Source organism: Demequina soli (assembly GCF_000971195.1).
In the GTDB taxonomy this organism is placed as follows: Bacteria; Actinomycetota; Actinomycetes; order Actinomycetales; family Demequinaceae; genus Demequina; species Demequina soli.
The window spans coordinates 359460-380752 of the sequence record NZ_BBLZ01000001.1; the positions used below are offsets into that span (position 1 = coordinate 359460).

14 protein-coding genes are annotated in these 21293 nt (G+C 72.5%); 3 read left to right on the forward strand and 11 right to left on the reverse strand.

Translation table 11 applies throughout. The features are described from left to right. Positions 1 to 101 precede the first annotated feature (101 nt). The 5 genes from adhE to gabT form a co-directional block, all read right to left on the reverse strand. Entirely contained in the window at positions 102 to 2813 is a 2712-nt protein-coding gene (gene adhE / locus AOM04_RS01740) for a bifunctional acetaldehyde-CoA/alcohol dehydrogenase (protein WP_062461339.1), read from the reverse strand. Positions 2814 to 3060: 247 nt separating this feature from the next. Further along, positions 3061 to 3471: a rhodanese-like domain-containing protein gene (locus AOM04_RS01745; RefSeq protein ID WP_062461342.1), complete on the reverse strand. Its 411-nt coding sequence runs from the start codon at positions 3469 to 3471 to the stop codon at positions 3061 to 3063. 384 nt (positions 3472 to 3855) lie between these two features. After that, the gene (locus AOM04_RS01750; RefSeq protein WP_062461345.1) at positions 3856 to 5220 is read right to left on the reverse strand and encodes an NAD-dependent succinate-semialdehyde dehydrogenase; all 1365 of its coding nucleotides are present in this window, start codon (positions 5218 to 5220) and stop codon (positions 3856 to 3858) included. 34 nt (positions 5221 to 5254) lie between these two features. Continuing rightward, positions 5255 to 6721 (reverse strand): NAD-dependent succinate-semialdehyde dehydrogenase, encoded by a 1467-nt coding sequence (locus tag AOM04_RS01755; RefSeq protein WP_062461348.1) that lies wholly within the window; start codon positions 6719 to 6721, stop codon positions 5255 to 5257. Beyond that, positions 6718 to 8094 carry a 4-aminobutyrate--2-oxoglutarate transaminase gene (gene gabT / locus AOM04_RS01760; RefSeq protein ID WP_062461350.1) on the reverse strand — a complete coding sequence of 459 codons (1377 nt, stop codon included), beginning with the start codon at positions 8092 to 8094 and terminating at the stop codon, positions 6718 to 6720. Before gabT ends, AOM04_RS01755 begins: the two co-directional genes overlap by 4 nt. 92 nt (positions 8095 to 8186) lie before the next feature. On the opposite strand from gabT, the gene AOM04_RS01765 reads away from it, so the two are divergent. Further along, positions 8187 to 9704, forward strand: coding sequence for a helix-turn-helix domain-containing protein (locus tag AOM04_RS01765; RefSeq protein WP_062461353.1), 1518 nt, complete (start codon positions 8187 to 8189; stop codon positions 9702 to 9704). Between the two features lie 154 nt (positions 9705 to 9858). On the opposite strand, the gene AOM04_RS01770 is transcribed toward AOM04_RS01765, so the two are convergent. Together AOM04_RS01770 and AOM04_RS01775 are read right to left on the reverse strand one after the other, a co-directional pair. Next, positions 9859 to 11220, reverse strand: coding sequence for an aspartate aminotransferase family protein (locus AOM04_RS01770; protein ID WP_062461356.1), 1362 nt, complete (start codon positions 11218 to 11220; stop codon positions 9859 to 9861). A 9-nt stretch (positions 11221 to 11229) separates the two neighbouring features. Next, entirely contained in the window at positions 11230 to 12717 is a 1488-nt protein-coding gene (locus AOM04_RS01775) for a CoA-acylating methylmalonate-semialdehyde dehydrogenase (protein ID WP_062461359.1), read from the reverse strand. Positions 12718 to 12801: 84 nt separating this feature from the next. On the opposite strand from AOM04_RS01775, the gene AOM04_RS01780 reads away from it, so the two are divergent. Beyond that, positions 12802 to 14412 (forward strand): PucR family transcriptional regulator, encoded by a 1611-nt coding sequence (locus AOM04_RS01780; protein WP_228373583.1) that lies wholly within the window; start codon positions 12802 to 12804, stop codon positions 14410 to 14412. 15 nt (positions 14413 to 14427) lie between these two features. Here the strand turns inward: AOM04_RS01780 and AOM04_RS01785 are convergent, their stop codons facing one another. From AOM04_RS01785 to AOM04_RS01795, 3 genes are read right to left on the reverse strand one after another with little or no spacing between them, the layout of a single operon-like run. Then, on the reverse strand, positions 14428 to 14736 hold the full coding sequence (locus AOM04_RS01785; RefSeq protein WP_062461362.1) for a cupin domain-containing protein: 309 nt from the start codon (positions 14734 to 14736) through the stop codon (positions 14428 to 14430). Next, a complete protein-coding gene (locus tag AOM04_RS01790) occupies positions 14733 to 15398 on the reverse strand; it encodes a hypothetical protein (RefSeq protein ID WP_062461365.1) in 666 nt (221 codons plus the stop codon). The genes AOM04_RS01785 and AOM04_RS01790 overlap by 4 nt, the downstream gene beginning before the upstream one ends. After that, positions 15395 to 16783: an NAD(P)/FAD-dependent oxidoreductase gene (locus AOM04_RS01795; protein ID WP_062461368.1), complete on the reverse strand. Its 1389-nt coding sequence runs from the start codon at positions 16781 to 16783 to the stop codon at positions 15395 to 15397. The genes AOM04_RS01790 and AOM04_RS01795 overlap by 4 nt, the downstream gene beginning before the upstream one ends. Before the next feature lie 261 nt (positions 16784 to 17044). On the opposite strand from AOM04_RS01795, the gene AOM04_RS01800 reads away from it, so the two are divergent. Further along, positions 17045 to 18418, forward strand: coding sequence for an aspartate aminotransferase family protein (locus AOM04_RS01800; RefSeq protein WP_062461371.1), 1374 nt, complete (start codon positions 17045 to 17047; stop codon positions 18416 to 18418). 114 nt (positions 18419 to 18532) lie between these two features. Here the strand turns inward: AOM04_RS01800 and AOM04_RS01805 are convergent, their stop codons facing one another. After that, a complete protein-coding gene (locus AOM04_RS01805; protein WP_228373584.1) occupies positions 18533 to 21292 on the reverse strand; it encodes an alpha-L-rhamnosidase in 2760 nt (919 codons plus the stop codon). Position 21293 lies beyond the last annotated feature (1 nt).

The window sequence follows — 21293 nt, forward strand, 5'->3', positions numbered from 1 at the left end:
GGACGAGGTATCCCTCGTCCCACCCGCCACATCTGTCATTGCGAGTCGACGAGGCCCCCGACTCCGGAGGGGGGTCGGGGGCCTCGAGGAGGAGCCGCGGGTCAGGCCTTCTTGGCGGAGGCCTTCTTCGCGGGGGTCTTGGCGGCGGGAGCGGCCTCGGCCTTGCGGTTGGCCTTCACCTCGTCCCACGTGATGCCGTAGTACGCGGCCTCCATCATCACCTTCATGTCCTCGAGGATCGGAAGGCGCGGGTTGGCAGGGGCGCACTGGTCGGCGTAGGCGTTCATCGCGAGCGTGTCGAGCGAGGCCATGAAGTCGGTCTCGTCGACGCCCACCTGGCTGAACGAGCGCTCGATGCCCACCGCGTCGCGCAGCTCCTCGACGGCCTTGGCGTAGGACTCCACGCCCTCCTCGGGGGTCGAGGCCGGGAGGCCCAGGTGCTTGGCGATCTGCTGGTAGCGCTCGGGGGCCACGTAGGACTCGGCCTTGGGCCACGAGGCGGGCTTGGTCGGGACCTTGCCGTTGTAGCGGATGACGTGCGGCAGGTAGATCGCGTTGGTGCGGCCGTGGGCGACGTGGAACGTCGAGCCGGTCACGTGCGACATGGCGTGCACCAGGCCCAGGAAGGCGTTGGCGAAGGCCATGCCCGCGATGGTCGCGGCGTTGTGCATCTTCTCGCGGGCCTTGTCCTGGTTCGGGCCCTTGTTCACGGACTCCGCGATGTGCTCGAAGACCATCTTGATGGCCTGCAGGGCGAGGCCGTCGGTGTAGTCGTTCGCGTACACCGAGACGAACGCCTCGGTCGCGTGGGTCAGCGCGTCCATGCCGGAGTCGGCGGCGACGCGCGACGGCAGGGCGGCGGTGAGGACCGGGTCCACGATCGCGACGGTCGGCGTGAGCGCGTAGTCGGCGAGCGGGTACTTGCGGCCGTTCTCCGGGTCGGAGATCACCGCGAACGGCGTCACCTCGGAGCCGGTGCCCGACGTGGTCGGGATGCAGACCAGCTTGGCGAGCTCGCCCAGCTTCGGGAACTGGAACGCGCGCTTGCGGACGTCGAAGAACTTCTCCTTGAGGTCCGCGAAGTCGACCTCAGGGTGCTCGTAGAGCAGCCACATGACCTTCGCGGCGTCCATCGGCGAGCCGCCGCCGACGGCGATGATCGTGTCGGGCTTGAAGGCGCGGAGCACCTCGGCGCCCTTGCGGACGGTGGAGACGCTCGGCTCGGGCTCGACGTTGTCGATGATCTGGACCGACACGTTGTTGGAGCGGCGGTTGAGGACGTCGAGGACCTTGTCCACGATGCCGATGCGGGTCATGGTCGCGTCGGTGATGATGGTGACGCGCTCGACGCCGTTCATGTCGTGCAGGTACTGGATCGCGTTGGGCTCGAAGTACGTCTTGGCCGGCACCTTGAACCACTGCATGTTGTTGTTCCTCCGGCCGATGCGCTTGACGTTGATCAGGTTCACCGCGGTGACGTTGTTCGACACCGAGTTGTGGCCGTAGGAGCCGCAGCCGAGGGTGAGCGACGGCATGAACGCGTTGTAGATGTCGCCGATGCCGCCGTGGCTCGAGGGCGAGTTCACGATGATGCGGATGGCCTTGCAGCGCTTGCCGAAGTCCTTGATGAGCGCGTCGTCGGTCGCGTGGATCGCGGCCGAGTGGCCCAGGCCGTGGAACTCGACCATGCGCTCGGCATAGTCGAGGCCCTGCTCGGTCGACTCGGCCTTGAGGACCGCGAGGACGGGGCACAGCTTCTCGCGGGTGAGCGGCTCGCTCTCGCCGACGGTCGAGACCTCGGCGAGGATGATCGAGGTCTCCTCCGGCACGGAGAAGCCGGCCTGCTCGGCGATCCACTGCGGCGACTTGCCCACCACGTTCGGGTTGAGCTTCGCGCCGGCGCAGTTCTCGCCCGAGGCGGTCACGCCGAAGATGAACTCCTCGAGCTTGGCCTTCTCGGCCGGGGTGACCTTGTAGGCGTGGAGGCGGTCGAAGAGCGCCAGCGCCTTGTCGTAGATCTCGGCGTCGAGGATGACGGCCTGCTCCGAGGCGCACACCATGCCGTTGTCGAAGGCCTTGGAGATCACGAGGTCGTTGATCGAGCGCTCGAGCACCGCCGACTTGTGCACGTAGGCGGGGACGTTGCCCGCGCCGACGCCGAGGGCCGGCTTGCCGCAGCTGTAGGCCGCCTTGACCATGGCGTTGCCGCCGGTCGCGAGGATGAGCGCGACGCCGTCGTGGTTCATCAGCAGGTTGGTCGCCTCGAGCGAGGGGGTCTCGACCCACTGGATGCAGTGCTCGGGGGCGCCGGCCGCGATGGCCGCGTCGCGCACGATCTTGGCGGCGGCGACCGAGGACTTCTGGGCGCTCGGGTGGAACGCGAAGATGATCGGGTTGCGGGTCTTCAGCGCGATGAGCGACTTGAAGATCGCGGTCGAGGTGGGGTTGGTGACCGGGGTGACGCCGGCGACCACGCCGACGGGCTCCGCGATCTCGGTGATGCCCTTGATCGGGTCCTCGTTGATGATGCCGACGGTCTTCATCGGGCCCATCGAGTGCGTGACGTGCTCGCACGCGAAGATGTTCTTGACGGCCTTGTCCTCGAACACGCCTCGGCCGGTCTCCTGGACCGCGAGCACGGCGAGCTCGCCGTGCTGGTTGAGGGCGGCCACGGAGGCCTTCTTGACGAGGAGGTTGACGTCGTCCTGCGTGAATACGCTGTAGGCGTCGAGCGCCTCCTGCGCGTTGGCGACGAGAGTGTCGATCGCGGCGGCGACGTCGGTGGTCGCGCTCTCCGGGGCGGTGGTGGTCATCTTTGTCTGGCTCCTAAGTGCCGGGTGCCGGCCCCCTCCGGGCCTCGATCCCCATGACCTCCACGCTAGGGGCGGCCCGCCCCGATCTCGCGGGGCAGAGGTCCCGGGGACCATGGGCCTAGTACCAGGCATTTCATACCCCATGGGGTATGTTGACCAGGCGTTTTCGACACCTGTCGAGGGGACGATGCGCATCCCGGGTGGGCGCGGATCGTCCCGCCGCGCGGGTTGACGCGGCGCGCCGGCGTCAGTCGGCGACGACCCCCCCGCCCCAGGCCGAGATGCCGCCGTCGAGGCCCACCGTGTGCTCGACGCCGTCGGCGGCCATCTCCTCGATCGCGGCGCGCGAGCGGTTGCCCGACTGGCAGTAGACGGCGTAGTCGGCGGCGGGGTCGAGGTCGCCGACCTGCGCGTCGAAGGTCGTCGCGGAGACGTCGATGTTGACGGCGCCGGGCAGGTGGCCCGCGGCGTACTCCTCGGGCGTGCGCACGTCGATCACGGTGACGCCGTCCTGGGCGACCGCCTCGGCGAAGCGGTCGGCGGACACGTGGCCGCCGTCGAAGGCGACGGGCCCGGAGTCGGCCGAGCATGCGGCGAGGGTCGTGGCGAGCAGGAGCGTGGCGGCGGCAAGAGAGGCGGCGCGGAGGGTGCGGGTCATGCGGGGAATAATACCCCAGGGGGTATAGGCGGCGACGCCCGTCGCGACAACGGCATCGGATCCTGCGGACCTGAGCGGCCGATCGCGTCAGCGGCAGACGACACTGCGATCGGGCCGCCCAGCGCACCGCACAGACACGCCGCACGCAGCCCTCGCGTCACCCGGCTCGCCCTCCGGTTCGGCCTCCGGTTCGGCCTCTGGCTCGTCAGCAGCCGATCACACCAGGCGCTGCCACTGTGCGGAAACCCGTCCTGGATCCGCAGCAAACCCGGTCATCGCGCCCACGCCGCAGGCACCCCGCCCGCTCCCGCGCACAGACGCGACAGCGCCCGGCGCGCACCCCCGGGAGAGCAGGGGCGCGCGCCGGGCGCGGCAGGCGATGCGTCAGGCGACGCGGATGAGCTTCTTGTTGACGAACTCGTCCGCCGCGAGCAGGCCCATCTCTCGCGAGGTGCCGGAGCGCTTCACGCCGCCGAAGGGCAGCTCGGGGCTGTCCGCGAGCACGCAGTTGACGTAGACCATGCCGGCCTCGATCGCGTCCGCGACGCGATCCGCCTGCTCCGGGTCCGTGGTGAAGACGTACGAGCCGAGCCCGAAGGACGTGTCGTTCGCCAGGGCGACCGCCTCCTCCTCGGACGTCACCTTGTACACGGCGGCCGCGGGGCCGAACAGCTCCTCGCGGTACACGTCCATCGCGGGCGTGACGTCGGTCAGCACGGTCGGCTCGAAGAACGCGCCGTCGCGCTTGCCGCCGGCGACCAGGGTCGCGCCCTGCTCCACGGCGCGGGAGACCTGGGCGTCGAGGCGCTCGGCCGCCGCGAGCGACGACAGCGGGCCGATGTCCGACGCCTCGTCGAACGGGTCGCCGGCGTTGCACGCCACCATGGCGGCGGTGAACTTCTCGAGGAACGCGTCGTAGAGGCCGTCGATGACGATGAACCGCTTGGGCGCGTTGCACGACTGCCCCGAGTTGTCCATGCGCGCCTCGACGGCGCCCGCGACCACGGAGTCGAGGTCGTCGGTCGACAGCACGATGAACGGGTCGGAGCCGCCGAGCTCGAGCGCCACCTTCTTGAGGTGCTGGCCCGCGAGGGACGCGACCGCGGAGCCGGCCCGCTCGGAGCCGGTGACCGAGACGCCCGCGATGCGCGGGTCCGCGATCATCGTCGCGGCCTGGTCGTTCGACGCGTAGACGTTGACGTAGACGCCCTCGGGGAAGCCGGCGTCGGCGTACATCTGCGCGATCGCGGCGGCGGACTCGGGGCACTGCGGCGCGTGCTTGAGCACGATCGCGTTGCCGACCACGATGTTCGGCGCCGCGAAGCGTGCGACCTGGTAGTAGGGGAAGTTCCACGGCATGATGCCGAGCAGCGCGCCGAGCGCGCTGCGGCGGATCACCGCGGTGCCCTCGCCGAGGATGTCGATCGGGGTGTCGCCCGTGATGCGCTCCGCGTTGTCCGCGTAGTACTCGGTGATGTCGGCCGCGAAGTCGACCTCGCCGAGCGCGTGGGACAGGGGCTTGCCCATCTCGCGCACGATGATCGCGGCGAGCTCCTCGCGGCGCTCGCGGTGCAGCTCGGCCACCCGGCGCACGAGCGCGGCACGCTCGGCGACCGTCGACGAGCGCAGCCACCCCCGGTACGCGCCGTCGGCGGCGGCGAGCGCGTCCTGGACGCCCGCGTCCGACATCGTCGGGTAGTCGGCCAGGCGCTCGCCGGTGGCCGGGTTCACAACTGCGTAGCCGGTCATGTCTCTCCTCGGTTGGGGGGTGAAGGGAACGCGCTCAGGCGTTCGGGATGAGCGTGTACTTGGTGGACAGGTACTCGTGGATGCCCTCGGCGCCGCCCTCGCGGCCGATGCCGGACTGCTTGACGCCGCCGAACGGCGCGGCGGCGTTGGACACCACGCCCGCGTTGAGGCCCATCATCCCGGTGTCGAGCGAGTCGATGAGGCGGTGGCCGCGGGCAAGATCCCTGGTGTAGGCGTAGGACACGAGGCCGAACTCGGTGGCATTGGCCAGCGCGACCGCCTCCTCCTCGGTCTCGAACGTCGCGATCGCGAGCACGGGCCCGAAGATCTCGGTCGAGAGGATGTCCGAGCCCGGCTGGACGCCGGTGAGGACGGTGGGCTGCACGAACGAGCCCGGCCCGTCGATCGCCGCGCCGCCGGTGGCGACGACGGCGCCCTTGGCCACCGCATCGTCCACGAGCGCGAGCGAGGTCGCGACGGCGCGGTCGTCGATGAGCGGACCGATGGTGACGCCGTCCTCGGTGCCGCGGCCGACGCGCATCGCGTCGACGCGCGCGGTGACGCGGCGTGCGAACTCGTCGGCGACGGACGCGTGCACGATGAACCGGTTGGCAGCCGTGCAGGCCTGGCCGATGTTGCGGAACTTCGCGGCGAGCGCGCCCTCGACGGCCTTGTCCAGGTCCGCGTCCTCGAACACGAGGAACGGGGCGTTGCCGCCGAGCTCCATCGACACGCGCAGCACGCCGTCCGCGGCCTGCTTGATGAGCGCGCGGCCCACCTCGGTCGAGCCGGTGAAGGACAGCTTGCGCAGGCGCGGGTCCTCGAGCAGCGGCTTGGTCACTGCGCTCGAGTGCGTGGTCGTGATGACGTTGACGACGCCGGCGGGCACGCCCGCCTCCTCCAGCACGCTCACGAGCAGCAGCGTGGTGAGCGGCGTGAGGGCCGCGGGCTTCACCACGACGGTGCAGCCGGCCGCGAGCGCGGGGCCGATCTTGCGCGTCGCCATCGCGAGCGGGAAGTTCCACGGCGTGATGAGGTACGAGGGCCCGACGGGGCGCTGCGAGACGACCATGCGGCCCGTGCCCTCGGGGTTGGACCCGTAGCGGCCGTCGATGCGGACGGCCTCCTCCGAGAACCAGCGCAGGAACTCGTTGCCGTAGGTGACCTCGCCGCGCGCCTCCGCGAGCGGCTTGCCCATCTCGAGCGTCATGAGCAGCGCGAAGTCCTCGGCACGCTCGCGCACCAGGTCGAAAGCGCGGCGCAGGATGTCGGAGCGCACGCGCGGGGCCGTCGCGGCCCACGCGTCCTGCGCGGCGACGGCCGCGTCGAGGGCGCGCTGGGCGTCCTCCGGGGTCGCGTCCGCGATGCTCGCGATGACCTCGCCCGTGGACGGGTCGAGCACGTCGAAGGTCGCGGCGGACGATGCGGGGACCCACTCGCCGCCGATGTGCAGCAGGGTGGGGACGGAGTCGAGCAGCGTGCGCTCGGCGGTGGCGGTCATGCGGACGCCTCCGCGGCGAGGGCCGACGCCACGACGTCGAGGCCCTCGTGCAGCAGCGCGTCGCCGATGGTGAGCGGCGGCAGGAACCGGAGCACGTTGCCGTAGGTGCCGCACGTGAGGACGATGACGCCCTCCGCGATGCAGCGCCTGGCGACCGCGCCGGCGAGGGCCGCCGCGGGCGCCTTCGTCTCGGGGTCGACGAGCTCGATGGCCACCATCGCGCCGAGGCCGCGGACGTCTCCGATGCGGGCGTCTCCGTCCTGCATCGCACGGAGGCGGCCGAGCATGACGTCGCCGATCGCGGCGGCGCGCTCGACCAGGCCCTCGGTCTCGAACGCCTCGATCGAGGCGAGCGCCGCGGCGCAGGCGATCGGGTTGCCGCCGTAGGTGCCGCCGAGGCCGCCCGCGTGGGAGGCGTCCATGATCTCGGCGCGGCCGGTGACGGCGGCGAGCGGCAGGCCGCCCGCGATGCCCTTGGCCGTGGTGACGAGGTCGGGCACGAGCCCGAGCTGCTCGGACGCGAACATCGAGCCCGTGCGGGCGAAGCCGGACTGGACCTCGTCCGCGATGAGCACGACGCCGTTGGCGGTGCACCACTCGGAGATCGCGGGCAGGAAGCCCTCGGCCGGGACGATGAAGCCGCCCTCGCCCTGGATGGGCTCGATGATGACGGCGGCCGTGTTGTCGGCGCCCACCTGCTTCTCGATCACCGAGATCGCCTTGGCGGCGGCCTCCGCGCCCGTCAGGCCGTCGCGGTACGGGTACGACATCGGCGCGCGGTAGATCTCCGACGCGAACGGGCCGAAGCCGCTCTTGTAGGGCATCGCCTTCGCGGTGAGCGCCATGGTGAGGTTGGTGCGGCCGTGGTAGGCGTGGTCGAACGCGACGACCGCGGGGCGCTTGGTGAACTTGCGCGCGATCTTGATGGCGTTCTCGACGGCCTCGGCGCCCGAGTTGAACAGGGCGGACTTCTTGGCGAAGTCGCCGGGGGTGAGGCGGTTGAGCGCCTCCGCGACGGCGACGTAGCCCTCGTAGGGGGACACCATGAAGCACGTGTGGGTGAACTGCGCGGCCTGACGCTGGACGGCCTCGACGACCTTGGGGTGAGCGTTGCCGACGCTCGTGACGGCGATGCCGGAGCCCAGGTCGATGAGCGAGTTGCCGTCGGCGTCGACGACGACGCCGCCGCCCGCGGCGACCGCCGCGATCGGGGCGGTGTGGCCGACGCCGGCCGCGACGGCGGCGGCCTTGCGGTCGAGCAGCTCCTGCGAGCGGGGACCGGGGATGGCGGTGACGAGGCGGCGCTCCTGCGCGAGCGAGGGCCCACCGAGGGTGGCGGGGGCGCCGTCGGCGGCGATGTCGAGGGTGGTCATGGTCGCGACGCTAGGCCCGGGCGGGCGCGAGCCGCACTCGCCATCGCGTATAACGGGTTGCGCCGGACTGTCCACGGTGGCACGCTCGGCGCATGGCCTCCCCCACGATCCGCGCGCTGCTCGCGCGGCCGGAGCTCCACCTGCGCCTCGCGACCCCCGAGGACGCCGTCGCGCCCGGGGCGCTCGACGCGACCGTGCGGTGGATCCACAGCTCCGACCTCGCCGACCCCACGCCGTTCCTCGCGGGCGGGATGGTGCTGCTCACCACCGGCACGCAGTTCCGCGACGCGGGCGACGATCCCGCCGCGTACACCGCCTACGTGAGGCGCCTCGCGCGCTCGGGGATGATCGGCCTGGGCTTCGGCACCGAGGTGGCCCGCGAGGGCATCCCGGAGCCGCTGCTCGCGGCGTGCCTCGCCGCACGCCTGCCGCTGTGGGAGGTGCCCTACGACACGCCGTTCATCGCGCTCGCGCGCGCCAACGCGGAGGCGCTCGCCGCGGTCGCGTACGAGCGCCGCACGTGGGCGCTCGAGGCGCAGCGGGCGGTCGCCGTCGCCGCGCTGCGACCCGACGGGCTGCGCGCGATGATCGCCGAGCTGGCCCGCCGGCTGGGCGCATGGGTCGGGCTCGTCGACGCCGACACGCTCATGCACGAGCACCCGGGAGGCGGGGTCGACGCCGCCACGGTCGCGGCGCTGCGGGAGCACGCCGCCGCGATGATCGTGCGCGGCGCGCAGGCCACCTCGGGCGCGACGATCGGCGGCCGCGCCTTCCACCTGCAGACCCTGGGTCAGCACCGCCACCTGCGCGCGGTGCTCGCGATCGCGGCGGAGGACCTCGACGAGCAGCACCGGGCCGTCGTCACGACGGTCGTCGCCATGGCGGCGCTCGCCCTCGAGCAGCGCCAGGACCTCGACCTCGCGCGCGACACCCTCGCGGCAGGCGTCCTGGAGGCGCTGATGCGCGGCGACGTCGCCCTGGCCGCCGCGGTCGCGCGCGCGTCCGGCTCCCCCCTGCCGGAGGCTCCCGTGGTCGTGGGCGTGGCCGACCAGCGCCTCGCGGACACGGGCGGGGCCGGCCGGTGGCTCGACGCGCGTGGCGTCGCGGCGCTGCACGCGACCGAGCACGGCGACCTCGTGGTCGTGCTCGGCGTGGACGACGCCCCCCTGCTCGACGAGCTGGTGCTGCGTCACGGCGGCGCCGTCGGCGTGTCGACCCCGGTGCGCCTCGACGGCATCGCCGAGGCCCTGGGGCAGGCGCGCGCCGCCCGCGACCGCCGCCTCGGGCCCGTGACGCGGTTCGGCGACCTGCCCGGCGCGGGCGTGCTGTCGCTGCTGGACTCCCCCGAGGCGCGCATCGTCGCCCGCGGGGCGCTCGAGCCGCTCGCGGCGCACGATGCGGCCCAGGGCACCGCGCTGGTCGAGACCCTCGCGGCCTGGTTCGCCGCCGACTGCGCGCACGATGCGGCGGCGCGGGCGCTCGGCGTCCACCGGCACACGGTTCGCGCACGCCTCGCGACGGCGCAGGAGCTCCTGGGCCACGACCTCGCGACCGTCGCGGGCCGGTCGCAGGTGTGGGCGGCGCTGCGCGCGGCGGGGCTGCTGGGCTGAGCCGCCCACCCCCGGCCCCCCAACCCCACCGACCCTCCTCCACACTAATTTCGCAGTTCGCGGCGCGTACGTCGGGGTTCGCTACGTGACCTGCATCGCGGGAGCGGTCTCAGCCGCCAGCGCGTGTGGAGGGAGGTCGGGGGATGAGGGCGGGCTACGCGATGAGCGCGTCGATCTCGCTCAGCGCCTCGTCGATGACCGCGAGGCCGCGACGGAGCTCGTCCTCGGTGATGATCAGCGGCGGGGCGACGTGGGTGCGGTTGAAGTGCACGAAGGGCCACACGCCGGCGTCCTTGCACGCCTTCGCGAACACACCCATCGGGGCGGCGTCCTTGCCGGACGCGTTGAAGGGCACGAGCGGCTCGCGCGTGGCCTTGTCGCGCACCAGCTCCACGGCCCAGAACAGGCCCGTGCCGCGGACCTCGCCCACGCACGCGTGGGACTCCACCCAGGACTCGAGGATCGGCTGGACGACCCGCGAGCCCAGGTCCTTGACGTGGTCGAGGATGCCGTCGCGCTCGAACACCTCGAACGTCGCGACGCCGGGGGCGCACGCGAGCGGGTGGCCCGAGTAGGTGAGGCCGCCCGGGAACGCGCGCTCGTCGAAGTGCGCGGCGATCTCCGCGGAGATGATCACGCCGCCCAGCGGCACGTAGCCGGAGTTGACGCCCTTGGCGAAGGTCACGAGGTCCGGGGACACGCCGTGGCCCTGGTACGCGAACCACTCGCCGGTGCGGCCGAAGCCGACCATGACCTCGTCCGCGATGTAGACGATGCCGTGCTTGTCGCACAGGGCGCGCACGCCGGCGAGGTAGCCCGGCGGCGGCACGAGCACGCCGTTGGTGCCCACGACCGTCTCGATGAGGATCGCGCCGATGGTCGACGCGCCCTCCAGGATGATGGTCTGCTCGAGGTGCTCGAGCGCGCGGGCGGCCTCCTGCTCCGGGCTGTCGGAGTGGAACGGCGAGCGGTACGCGTACGGGCCCATGAAGTGCACGACCGAGCCGTCGGCGGGCTCGTTGGGCCAGCGGCGCGGGTCGCCCGTGAGGGAGATGGCCGTGGTGGTGTTGCCGTGGTAGCTGCGGTACATCGCGAGCACCTTGCGCTTGCCCGTGAAGAGGCGGGCCATGCGCACGGCGTTCTCGTTCGCGTCGGCGCCGCCATTGGTGAAGAACACCTTGGTGAAGCGCTCCCCCGCGACCTCCGTGATGCGGCGGGCGAGCTCGCCACGCACGTCGTTCGCGAACGACGGCTGGATGGTCGCGAGGCTGCGGGCCTGGCGCTCGATCGCCGCGATGAGGTCGGGGTGCTGGTGGCCCAGGTTGAGGTTGACCAGCTGCGCCCCGAAGTCCAGGTAGCGGTTGCCCGCGTAGTCCCAGAACTCCGAGCCGGCGCCGCCGGCGACGGGCAGCGGGTCGATGAGCGCCTGAGCGCTCCACGAGTGGAAGACGTGGGCGCGGTCGTCGGCGCGCACGCGCGCCTCCGCACCCGTCATCGCATCGGTCTCGAGGGTCATGTCAGCCTCTCAGTGGTTGCTCGGGAAGCCCAGGTCGACCTGCGACTCGCTGGGAGCGGGCCAGCGGGTGGTGACGACCTTGCTCCGCGTGTAGAAGTGGATCGACTCGGGGCCGTAGATGTGCGAGTCGCCGAAGAGCGAGGCCTTCCAGCCGCCGAACGAGTACGCGCCGATCGGCACGGGCAGCGGCACGTTGATGCCGACCATGCCGACCTCGATGTCGATCTCGAACGCGCGGGCGGTGGCGCCGTCGCGCGTGAAGATCGCGGTGCCGTTCGCGAACGCGTTGGCGTTGACCAGGGCCACCGCATCGCCGTAGGACGATGCGCGGGCCACGGCCAGCACGGGGCCGAAGATCTCGTCGTCGTACACCTTCATGCCGGGCGCGACGTGGTCCACGAGCGACGTGCCGACGAAGAAGCCGTCGCCCTCGAACTCCTGCGTGGTGCCGTCGACCACGACGGTCGCGCCCTCGGCCGCGGCGCCGGTGACGTAGGACGCCACCTTGTCGCGGTGCTCGCGGGTGATGAGCGGCCCCATCTCCGAGGCGGGGTCGGTGCCGTCGCCGATGGTGAGGACCGCCATGCGCTCGGCGACCTTGGCGACCAGCGCATCGGCCGTCTCCTGGCCCACGGGCACGAGGACCGAGATCGCCATGCAGCGCTCGCCGGCCGAGCCGTACGCCGCCGACACGGCGGCGTCGGCCGCGGCGTCGAGGTCCGCGTCGGGCATGACGATCATGTGGTTCTTCGCGCCGCCGAGCGCCTGCACGCGCTTGCCGTTGGCGGTGCCGCGCTCGTAGATCGCGCGGGCGACGGGCGTCGAGCCCACGAAGGACACCGCGCGCACGTCGGGCGAGTCGAGGATCGTGTCGACCGCGACCTTGTCGCCGTGGACCACGTTGAGGACGCCCGCGGGCAGGCCGGCCTCCTCGAACAGCGCGGCGAGGAACAGCGACGCCGACGGGTCCTTCTCGGACGGCTTGAGGACCACGGTGTTGCCGCACGCGATCGCGGACGCGGCCATCCACAGCGGCACCATGACCGGGAAGTTGAACGGGGTGATGCAGCCGACCACGCCGACGGGCTGCTTGGTCGAGTGCACGTCGACGCCGCGCGCGACCTGCTCCGAGTGCTCGCCCTTGAGGTGGTGCACCAGGCCGGCCGCGAACTCGACGTTCTCGATGCCGCGGCTGATCTCGCCCTTCGCGTCCGCGAGCACCTTGCCGTGCTCGCGGGTGATGATGGCGGCCAGCTCGTCCTGACGCTCGATCAGCAGGTGACGCAGGCGGAAGAACACGTCCGCGCGCTTGATCAGGCCGGTCGCGCGCCAGCCGGGCAGCGCGGCCTTCGCCGCCGCGATGGCCTGCTCGACCTCGGCGATCGAGGCGTAGGCGACCTCGGCGACGACCTCGCCGGTCGCGGGGTTGAACACGCTGCCGGTGCGCTCGCCGGCGCCGGCCTCGGCCCCGGCGATGTGATGACGGATCAGGCTCACGGCTCTCCTCTCGGGACGCGCCGGACACTCTGCACGGCGCGGATATGGTGCGATGCCTCAAAGATTCACACATACGATGGCCGGATGGAGCCCTCCGACCGTCGCGATCTCAGCGCCTCTCCGACACATCGTCCGGGCGCCGCGGCGCTGGCGGCGCTGCCGACCGTGGCGGACCTCCTCGAGGACGACGCGTTCCGCGCCGGGCTTCCCGAGGTGATCGTCGGCGGGCCCGCGCTCGAGGCCCCCGTGCGCTGGATCCACACCTCCGAGCGCGGCGACATCGCCCGCATGCTCGAGGGCCGCGAGCTGCTGCTGTCGATGGGAACGGCCTGGCCCGAGGACGATGCGGGGCTCACCGCCTTCGTCGACAGCCTCGCCGACGCGGGGGTCGCCGCGCTCGTGCTCGAGCTCGGCACGCATCATGCCGCCGTCCCGCCCGCGGTCCTCGCCACCGCGCAGCGGCGCGGCCTCGCGCTCGTGGTGCTCCACCACGAGGTGCGGTTCGTCCACCTCACCGAGGCGGGCCACGGCCGCATCATCGCGGACCAGACGGCGGCGCTGCGGGCGCGCGACGAGGTTCGCGACACGTTCACCACGCTCGCGCTGCGCGGCGCGCCCGCCGACCACGTGGTGCACGAGCTCGCCCGCACGCTCGGCTGCCCGGTGGTGCTCGAGAGCCTCGCGCACGAGGCCCTCATCGCCGAGGTGCCCGTCGGCGCCGACGCGACCGTCCTGGCCGACTGGGAGCGACGCTCCCGCTCCGCCCACCGCGACCTCGACGAGGACGAGTCCGGCTGGCTCGTGGTCCCGGTCGACGCGCGCGGCAAGCGCTGGGGCTCGCTCGTGGCCCTGCCGGGCCCCGCGCACGCCGCGGGGCGCCGCAACGTGCTGTCCCAGGGCGCGATCGCGCTCGCGCTGGGCCGCCTCGCCGACGGCGCGCGCGACGAGTGGGCCGCCATCGCGCGCCGCCACGTGCTCGATCCCCTGCTCACGGGCCGGTTCGCCACGCCCGAGGCGATGGCGGCACGGCTCGAGGCGGCGGGCGTGCCCGTCGCGGGCCGACGCCTGTACGGCCTCGCGATCCGCGGCGCCGAGCCGACCGCGGCGGAGATCGAGGCGTGGGCGCTCGCGCTCGGGGGCCGCGCCCGCGCGCTCGCCGTGCCCGCCCGCACCGGCGGCCCGGTGACGGTCGTGCTGCTGTCCCTGCCCGCGCATCGTCCCCTCGACGACGACGCCGCCGCGTCCCTGCCGCGCGCGCTCCGCGACGGCTCGCGGGCCGCCATCGCGATCGGCCGGGAGGCCGAGACGGTGGACGCCGCGACGCACGCGCTGCACGAGGCGATCGACAACGCCGGCGAGCCCGGGCCGGGCGAGGTGCTGTGGGTCGAGCGGCGCCCCCTCGCGCGGCTGCTCGCGAGCCTGCGCGACGACCACCGGCTGCTCGACCACGGCGAGCGGATGCTCGCGCCCATCGTCGAGCACGACCAGCGCACCGCGGGCGACCTGCAGCGCGTGCTGCGCGCCGCGCTGTCGCACCCGGGCAACCGCACCGCGGCCGCGCGCGCCGCCCACCTGTCACGATCGGTGTTCTACCAGCGCCTCGAGCTCATCGAGCGGCTGCTCGGAGTCGACCTCGAGGACGGCGAGACGCAGACCGCGCTGCACGTCGCGCTGCTCACGCGGCCCCGCGGCTGACCGGGCCGCGACCCGCTACGGCGCGAGGTAGACCTTGCGCAGCGTCTCGGTGACGGTCCAGCGGGTCTTCATGCCGTCCGCGAGGCGCACCACCACGCCGGGATGCAGCGCCACCGTCGGCAGCGCGGGCTCGAGGAACTCGAGGGTGCCGGCGCCGGCGATCACCACGAACACCTCGTCGAGCTCGACGTCCTCGTCGACGCCGGGCGCCATCTCCCACGCGCCGACCTCGAGCTCGCCGAGGTAGCCGATCGCGCTCAGCCCCGTCCCGTCCTCGAGGACGATGTCCAGCGCCAGCGCGTCGTGCGGCTCCCCGGGTCTCATGCCTCGAACCCTAGCCCGGCCACCGCGAGGTGCGGCGTGCGCGACTCGCGCCAGCGGTGCGCGACGGCGCGCCAGCAGCGTGGCACGTTCGACAGGATCGCGAGCGCGCCGAACGCGAGGTAGCTCGGGATCGCCGCGGTGCCGGTCCAGCCCGCGCCGATCGCGACGTAGATCACGCCCTCGGCGGCGCTCACGGCGGTCGCGAGGACCGAGATGCCGGCGACGTCGGCCGCGCGCAGGCCGGACCACAGCGCGGGCAGCGAGTACGCGGCGGTGACCGCGACGAGCGCCATACCGACGGACAGGCGCAACGCGCCGACCGCCTCGCCGACGAGGCCGATCAGCGCGAGCCCCGCGACCGTGGCGCCGGCTGCGCGCGCGATGACCGTGCGGAACCCGGCGTCGAGGCGCGACGCCTCGACGCACAGGCGCGCGTGGAACACGGCCCACAGCAGCGTCGCGACGATCACGCCCCACGCGTGCGCGAGGACCGCGACCGCCAGCCACGCGGGGATCGAGCCGAGCAGCACGCCGAGCGACGCGGCCGACAGGCCCGCCACGCTGCGCGAGCGCCGCACCCTGAGCCACGCGGGCACCGAGCGGGCGAGCTCGACGCCCACGAGGGCCGCGCCCGAGGCGACGGCCCAGACGAGGGGGCTCACGAGTCGAAGCCGAGGCCCACGGCGTCGAGGCCGCGCAGCAGCAGGTTCCGACGGCCCTCGCGGTGGTCGGCGCGGTCCAGGCTCCAGCGGGTCGCGTTGATGCCCAGGCTCGCGACGGGCTCGGGCGGGAACGGCAGCGGGCGCTCGCGCACCATCCGCAGCCGCGTCCGCTCGGTCTCGTCGCCCGCGAGCAGGTCGAGCATCACCGCGGCGCCGAAGCGCGTCGCGCCGACGCCGAGGCCCGTGAAGCCGAGCGAGTACGCCACGTCGCCGCCGCGCGCCGTGCCGAAGAACGCGCAGAAGCGGGTGCTCGTGTCGATCGCGCCGGCCCACCGGTGGGTGGCGCGGATCCCGTCGAGCTGCGGGAACGTGGTGAGCAGGTGGCTCGCGAGCTTCTCGTAGGACTCGGGACGGTCCTGGTAGGACGCCCGCACGCGGCCACCGGCGTGGTAGATCGCGTCGTAGCCGCCGAACAGCAGGCGGTCGTCCGCGGTGAGCCGGTAGTAGTGGAACTGGTTGGCCATGTCGGACACGCCCTGGCGGCCCTCCCAGCCGATCTCCGCGAGCTGGGCCGAGGTGAGCGGCTCCGTCATGAGGACGTAGTCATAGACCGGCACCGTCATGAGGCGGTTGCGCCTCAGCAGGGACGGGAACACGTTGGTCGCGAGCGCCACCTTGCCGGCGCGCACGATCCCGTCGCGCGTGCGCACGGCCGGGCCGTCCTCGACGGCCGTCACGGGCGAGCCCTCGAAGATCCGCACACCCAGGTCCTCCGCGACCCTGGCGAGCTCGCGGGCGAGCTTGCCCGGGTGGACCAGGGCCGTGTCGTCGGGGCTGAGGTGCCCGGCCAGGTAGGTCGGCGAGTTGACGAGCGCGCGGGTCGCCTCGGCGTCGAGCCCGCCGGGGCCCTCGAGCCACTCCACCTGGTGCGGCTCCACGGCGACCGAGAGCGCGCCGGTGCGCTGCCAGTCGACGTCCATGCCGTACCGCGCGACCGTCGCCTCGATGGCGTCGAGGTTCTCCATCCCGAGCCGGTCGAGCTGGTCGATCTCGTCGGGCCAGCGCGACTCGCCGTTCTCGCGGCCGTGCGTGAGGCTCGCCTCGCAGAAGCCGCCGTTGCGGCCGGACGCCGCCCAGCCGATGCGGCGCGCCTCGAGCAGCACCACGTCCAGGCCGGGCTGGCGCTCCTTCGCCTGCACCGCGGTCCACAGCCCGGAGTAGCCGCCGCCCACGATCACCAGGTCGGCACGGTGGCTGCCGGCGAGGCTCGGCCGCGCGGGGCCGGGCGCATCGTCCGTCCAGAAGGGCGAGAGCCGCGAGCCCTCCAGCATGCTCGCGATGGACGATGCGGCGGCCGGGTGGCGCTCGAAGACCGTGGTGCCCACGGGTATCACTCCTGACGGTGGTGGGGTCTGGTGGGCATCGAACCGCACCCGCGGGGCGCGCGCAAGGGACCTCGGACACGGCGGCCGTTCCGCGGGAGGCTCGCGACGCATCGTCCGACGCCGCGTGGACCTGGGGCGGGGGGATCGGCTACCTTCGGAGGTGCACTCCCCGGGTGTGCGACCCCAGCGCCAGGCCGGCGGGCGGTCGCGAACCTCACCTCATGAAGATGCCCGTCGCCAGGCCGGTCGGGTGGAGGAGTCATGCCTGTCACGCTCGACCGCGCCCGTATCAGCCAGCTGATCGAGGAGCAGACCGCGCTGCTCAACGAGCGCACCCAGAAGTCCAAGGCCATGTACGGCCACGCCTCGGAGCACCTCTCCGGCGGCGTCGCGTCCAGCTACCAGGGCCGCGACCCGTGGCCCATCTACATCGAGTCGGGTGCGGGCGACCGCATCACCGACGTCGACGGCAACGAGTACTACGACTTCCACAACGGCTACGGCTCGATGGTCCAGGGCCACGCGCACCCCGCTATCGGCGAGGCCATCGCGAAGCGCTACCCGCTCGGCACCCACTTCGGCTCGGCGACCGAGGACTGCGTGTTCGTCGCCGACGAGCTCGCGCGCCGCTGGGGCCTGCCGAAGTGGCGCTTCACCAACTCGGGCTCCGAGTCCACCATGGACGCCATCCGCATCGCTCGCGCCTACACGGGCCGCGACACGGTGATGAAGATCTTCGGCTCGTACCACGGCCACCACGACACCGTCATGGTGTCGATCGGCGTCGAGTACGACAAGATCGGCGACCGCGAGAACTACGAGTCGCTGCCCTACGGCGGCGGCATCCCGCAGTCCGTGGTCGACATGACCGTCGCCGTGCCGTTCAACGACGCGGGCGCCATGGAGCGCCGCATCGAGCGCCTCGACGCCGAGGGTCGCAAGCCCGCGTGCGTCATCATGGAGGCCGCGATGATGAACCTCGGCGTGGTCCTGCCCGAGCCGGGCTACCTCGAGGCCGTGCGCGAGATCACCCGCAAGCACGGCATCGTGCTCATCTTCGACGAGGTCAAGACGGGCCTCGCGATCGCCGCGGGCGGCGCGACCGAGAAGTTCGGCGTCACGCCGGACATGGTCACGCTCGCCAAGGTGCTGGGCGGCGGCATGCCGTCGGGCGCGATCGGCGGCACCGCCGAGGTCATGTCCGTGGTCGAGGACCACACGGTCTACCAGGTGGGCACCTACAACGGGAACCCGCTGTCGATGGCGGCCGCGAAGGCGTCGCTGCTCGAGGTGCTCACGCCGGAGGCGTACGACCGCCTCGCGGAGCTCAACGACAAGATCGTCGCCGGCTGCCAGGGCGTCATCGACAAGTACGACTTGCCCGGCTACGCGATCGGCATCGGCTCCAAGGGCTGCGTGACGTTCTCGACCGAGAAGATCGTGGACTACGAGACGTTCAAGGAGGCGCAGGACGCCGAGCTGTGCGACCTCGCGTGGCTGTGGAACATGAACCACGGCATCTTCATGACGCCGGGCCGCGAGGAGGAGTGGACGCTGTCGGTGGTCCACACCGACGCGTCGGTCGACGCCTACATCCGCGTGTTCGACGAGCTCGCGGCGGCGCTCACCGCCTGAGGCGTTCCGGCTTGACCGGTCGGAGGCCGGGTCCCCACGGGGGCCCGGCCTCCGCCGTTCCAGGGGCGCAACCGTGGAGGGCCGCCAGGACGTGATGGCGGCCCTCCACGGAGATCAGAGCTCCGCCAGCGCCTTGCCGATGATGTCGACCACGCCCGGCGGCATCACGAGCGCCTGCTTGCGGAAGGTGCCGCGCGGCCCCCATTGGACCGAACGCAGGAAATCGCTGGTGCCGTCCACTCCCAGAGCCGACACGAGCGCGCTGCGGATCGCGGCGTAGGCGACGTCGCTCCTGCGGATCTCGATCAAGGGCGTGTCGACGGTGAACCGCGTGCGCGTCAGCGAGGGCAGAGGGGCCGGCGCCATCCATTCGTGCGTGCCGGACCCGACGGTGACCACCTCATCCGATCCTGGCAGCGTCACCGATGCCGACGTGTTGGGCGGCACGGTGACCGTGACCCGCACCACCTCGCCCACCCGCTCCCAGCCGGCCGCGTGAACGCCGTACGCGGACTCGAAGGTGCTGTGCGCGCGCTCGAGGCCATCGAGGATCACGGGGCGTACCTCGATCGCGCTGTACCCCGGCTCGGCGGGCGCGAGTCCCGCGACGCGGCGGTGGAGCCAATCCGCGATGGCGCCGAGCGCATAGTGGTTGAATGACGTCATCTCGCCGGGGTTGACGGTGCCGTCCTCCAGCATCGAGTCCCAGCGTTCCCAGATGGTGGTCGCACCCATGGTGACGGGGTAGAGCCACGAGGGGTTCTCGTCGTTCAGCACGAGACGCCCCGCCACATCGGCGTGCCCGGTGTCGGTGAGCGCGTCCGCGATGAGCGGCGTGCCCACGAACCCGGTGGAGATGCGGTAGCCCGCTCGCTCGACCAGCTCGGCCAATCGGTCGCCCATCGCCTGCCGGCGCGCGTCGTCGACCAGTCCGAAGCCGATCGCCACGGCATACGAGCTCTGAGCATCCGACATGAGGCGCCCAGACGGCGTCACGTACTCGCCGTGGAAGGCGTCACGGATCCGAGAGGCGAGGGCGCCGTAAGTCTCAGCCGTCGCATCGTCGCCCAGCACGCGAGCCGCCTCGGCGACCACCGCCGCCGACCTGTAGAAGTATGCGGTGGCGATCAGGTCGCGATCCGCCTTCGCCTCGACCGGGCGCTCGGGCGGCGCGGTCGGGTCGAGCCAATCGGCGAACTGGAAGTCGCCCTGCCACAAGAGCTTCTCGCCGGCGCGGCCAGCCATCCAGTCCACCCACAGTCGCATGCTGGCGAACTGGCGCGCGAGGGTGTCGCGGTCGCCGAACCGCTGGTAGAGCGTCCATGGGACCAGCGTCGCGGCGTCGCCCCACGCTGCCGTGCCGATCTCCGCCGACTCCAGGATGTCCGGCACGACGAACGGCACGGAGCCGTCCTCGGTCTGCTCGATCGCAAGGTCCTCCAGCCACGACGACAGGAACGCGTCGGAGTCGTAGAGGAACGATGCTGTGGGCGCGAAGACCTGGATGTCGCCGGTCCATCCGAGGCGCTCGTCGCGCTGCGGGCAGTCGGTGGGGATGGACAGGAAGTTGCCGCGCATGGACCACACGACGTTCTCGTGGAGGCGGTCGAGCAGCGCGTGCGAGGACTCGAAGGTCCCGGTGCGGCGCATGTCCGAGCCGACCACGACCGCGGTGACGTCCGCGGGGTCGAGCTGGCCGGGCCAGCCGTCGAGCTGCGCGTAGCGGAAGCCGTGGAACGTGAAGCGCGGCTCCCAGACCTCCTCGCCGTCGCCGGCAAGCGTGTAGCGGTCGGTGGCGGCGGCACGGCGCAGGGTGCGCAGCGCGAGCTCGCCGTTCTCGAGCACCTCCGCGTGACGCAGCGTCACCGTCGCGCCGGCGGGGCCGCTCACGCGGATGCGCAGGTGGCCCACGAGGTTCTGCCCGAAGTCGAGCACGGTCGCACCGGACGGCGTCCGGATCATCTCGACCGGCGCGATCTCCTGCGTGGCGCGCACGGGCGGGCTGGTGCGCGGCACCGGCGCCGTCTTGACTGGGGACGATGCGGCGGGCACCCAGGCGGTCGGGTTCCCCTTGCGCGCGTCGACGTGCTCGCCCGCGTAGATGCCCGAGGCGATGACGGGGCCCTCGTCGGTCACCTCCCACGTGCCGTCGGTGACGACCTCCTCGACGGTGCCGTCCGCGTACACGAGGGTCAGGACCGCCGAGAAACGTGGCTGGTCGGAGCCGTACATGCACTTCTCGAGCCCGCCCCACCCGTACTTCTCCGCGAACCAGCCGGCCGCGAGGTCGACGGTCAAGGTCCTGGCGCCGTCCGGCAGGAGGGCGGTGACGTCGGTCGCGGCGTAGGTGTCGCGCTCGCCGTACGCGGTCCAGCCAGGCTTGAGCCGCTCGTCGTCGACGGCGACACCGTCGACGTAGGCCTGGTAGACGCCATGCGCGGTCGCATGCAGCATCGCGGACACCAGGCCCTCGCGCACGTCGACGGTGCGGCGCAGGCGCACGGGGCACTGCTCGGCGCGCGGACCCGGGTGTGCGATCCACGTGGCGGGCCAGCCATCGCGGACTCCGCACCCGACGGTGACAGGCTCGCTCCAGGGCGACCAGCCCGACTCCGTCGAGCGCACGCGGACCTCGAGCGTCCCGGCATCGTTCGCCTCGAGCGGGCTGAACGGCCACGGCACCTGCGCCGATGCGGGCCCGACCAGCTCGCGGATGAGCGAGCCGCGGGAGGACACCCAGCGGACCTCGGCGGCGCCTTGGATCCAGCCGGCGGCACCGGTGCTGGTCGCCCAGGACAGGCGTGGCGTGCGCGTCATGACGATGTCGCCGAACTGTGCCGACTCGACGCGGACACGGACGGTGGTGGAGGCCACG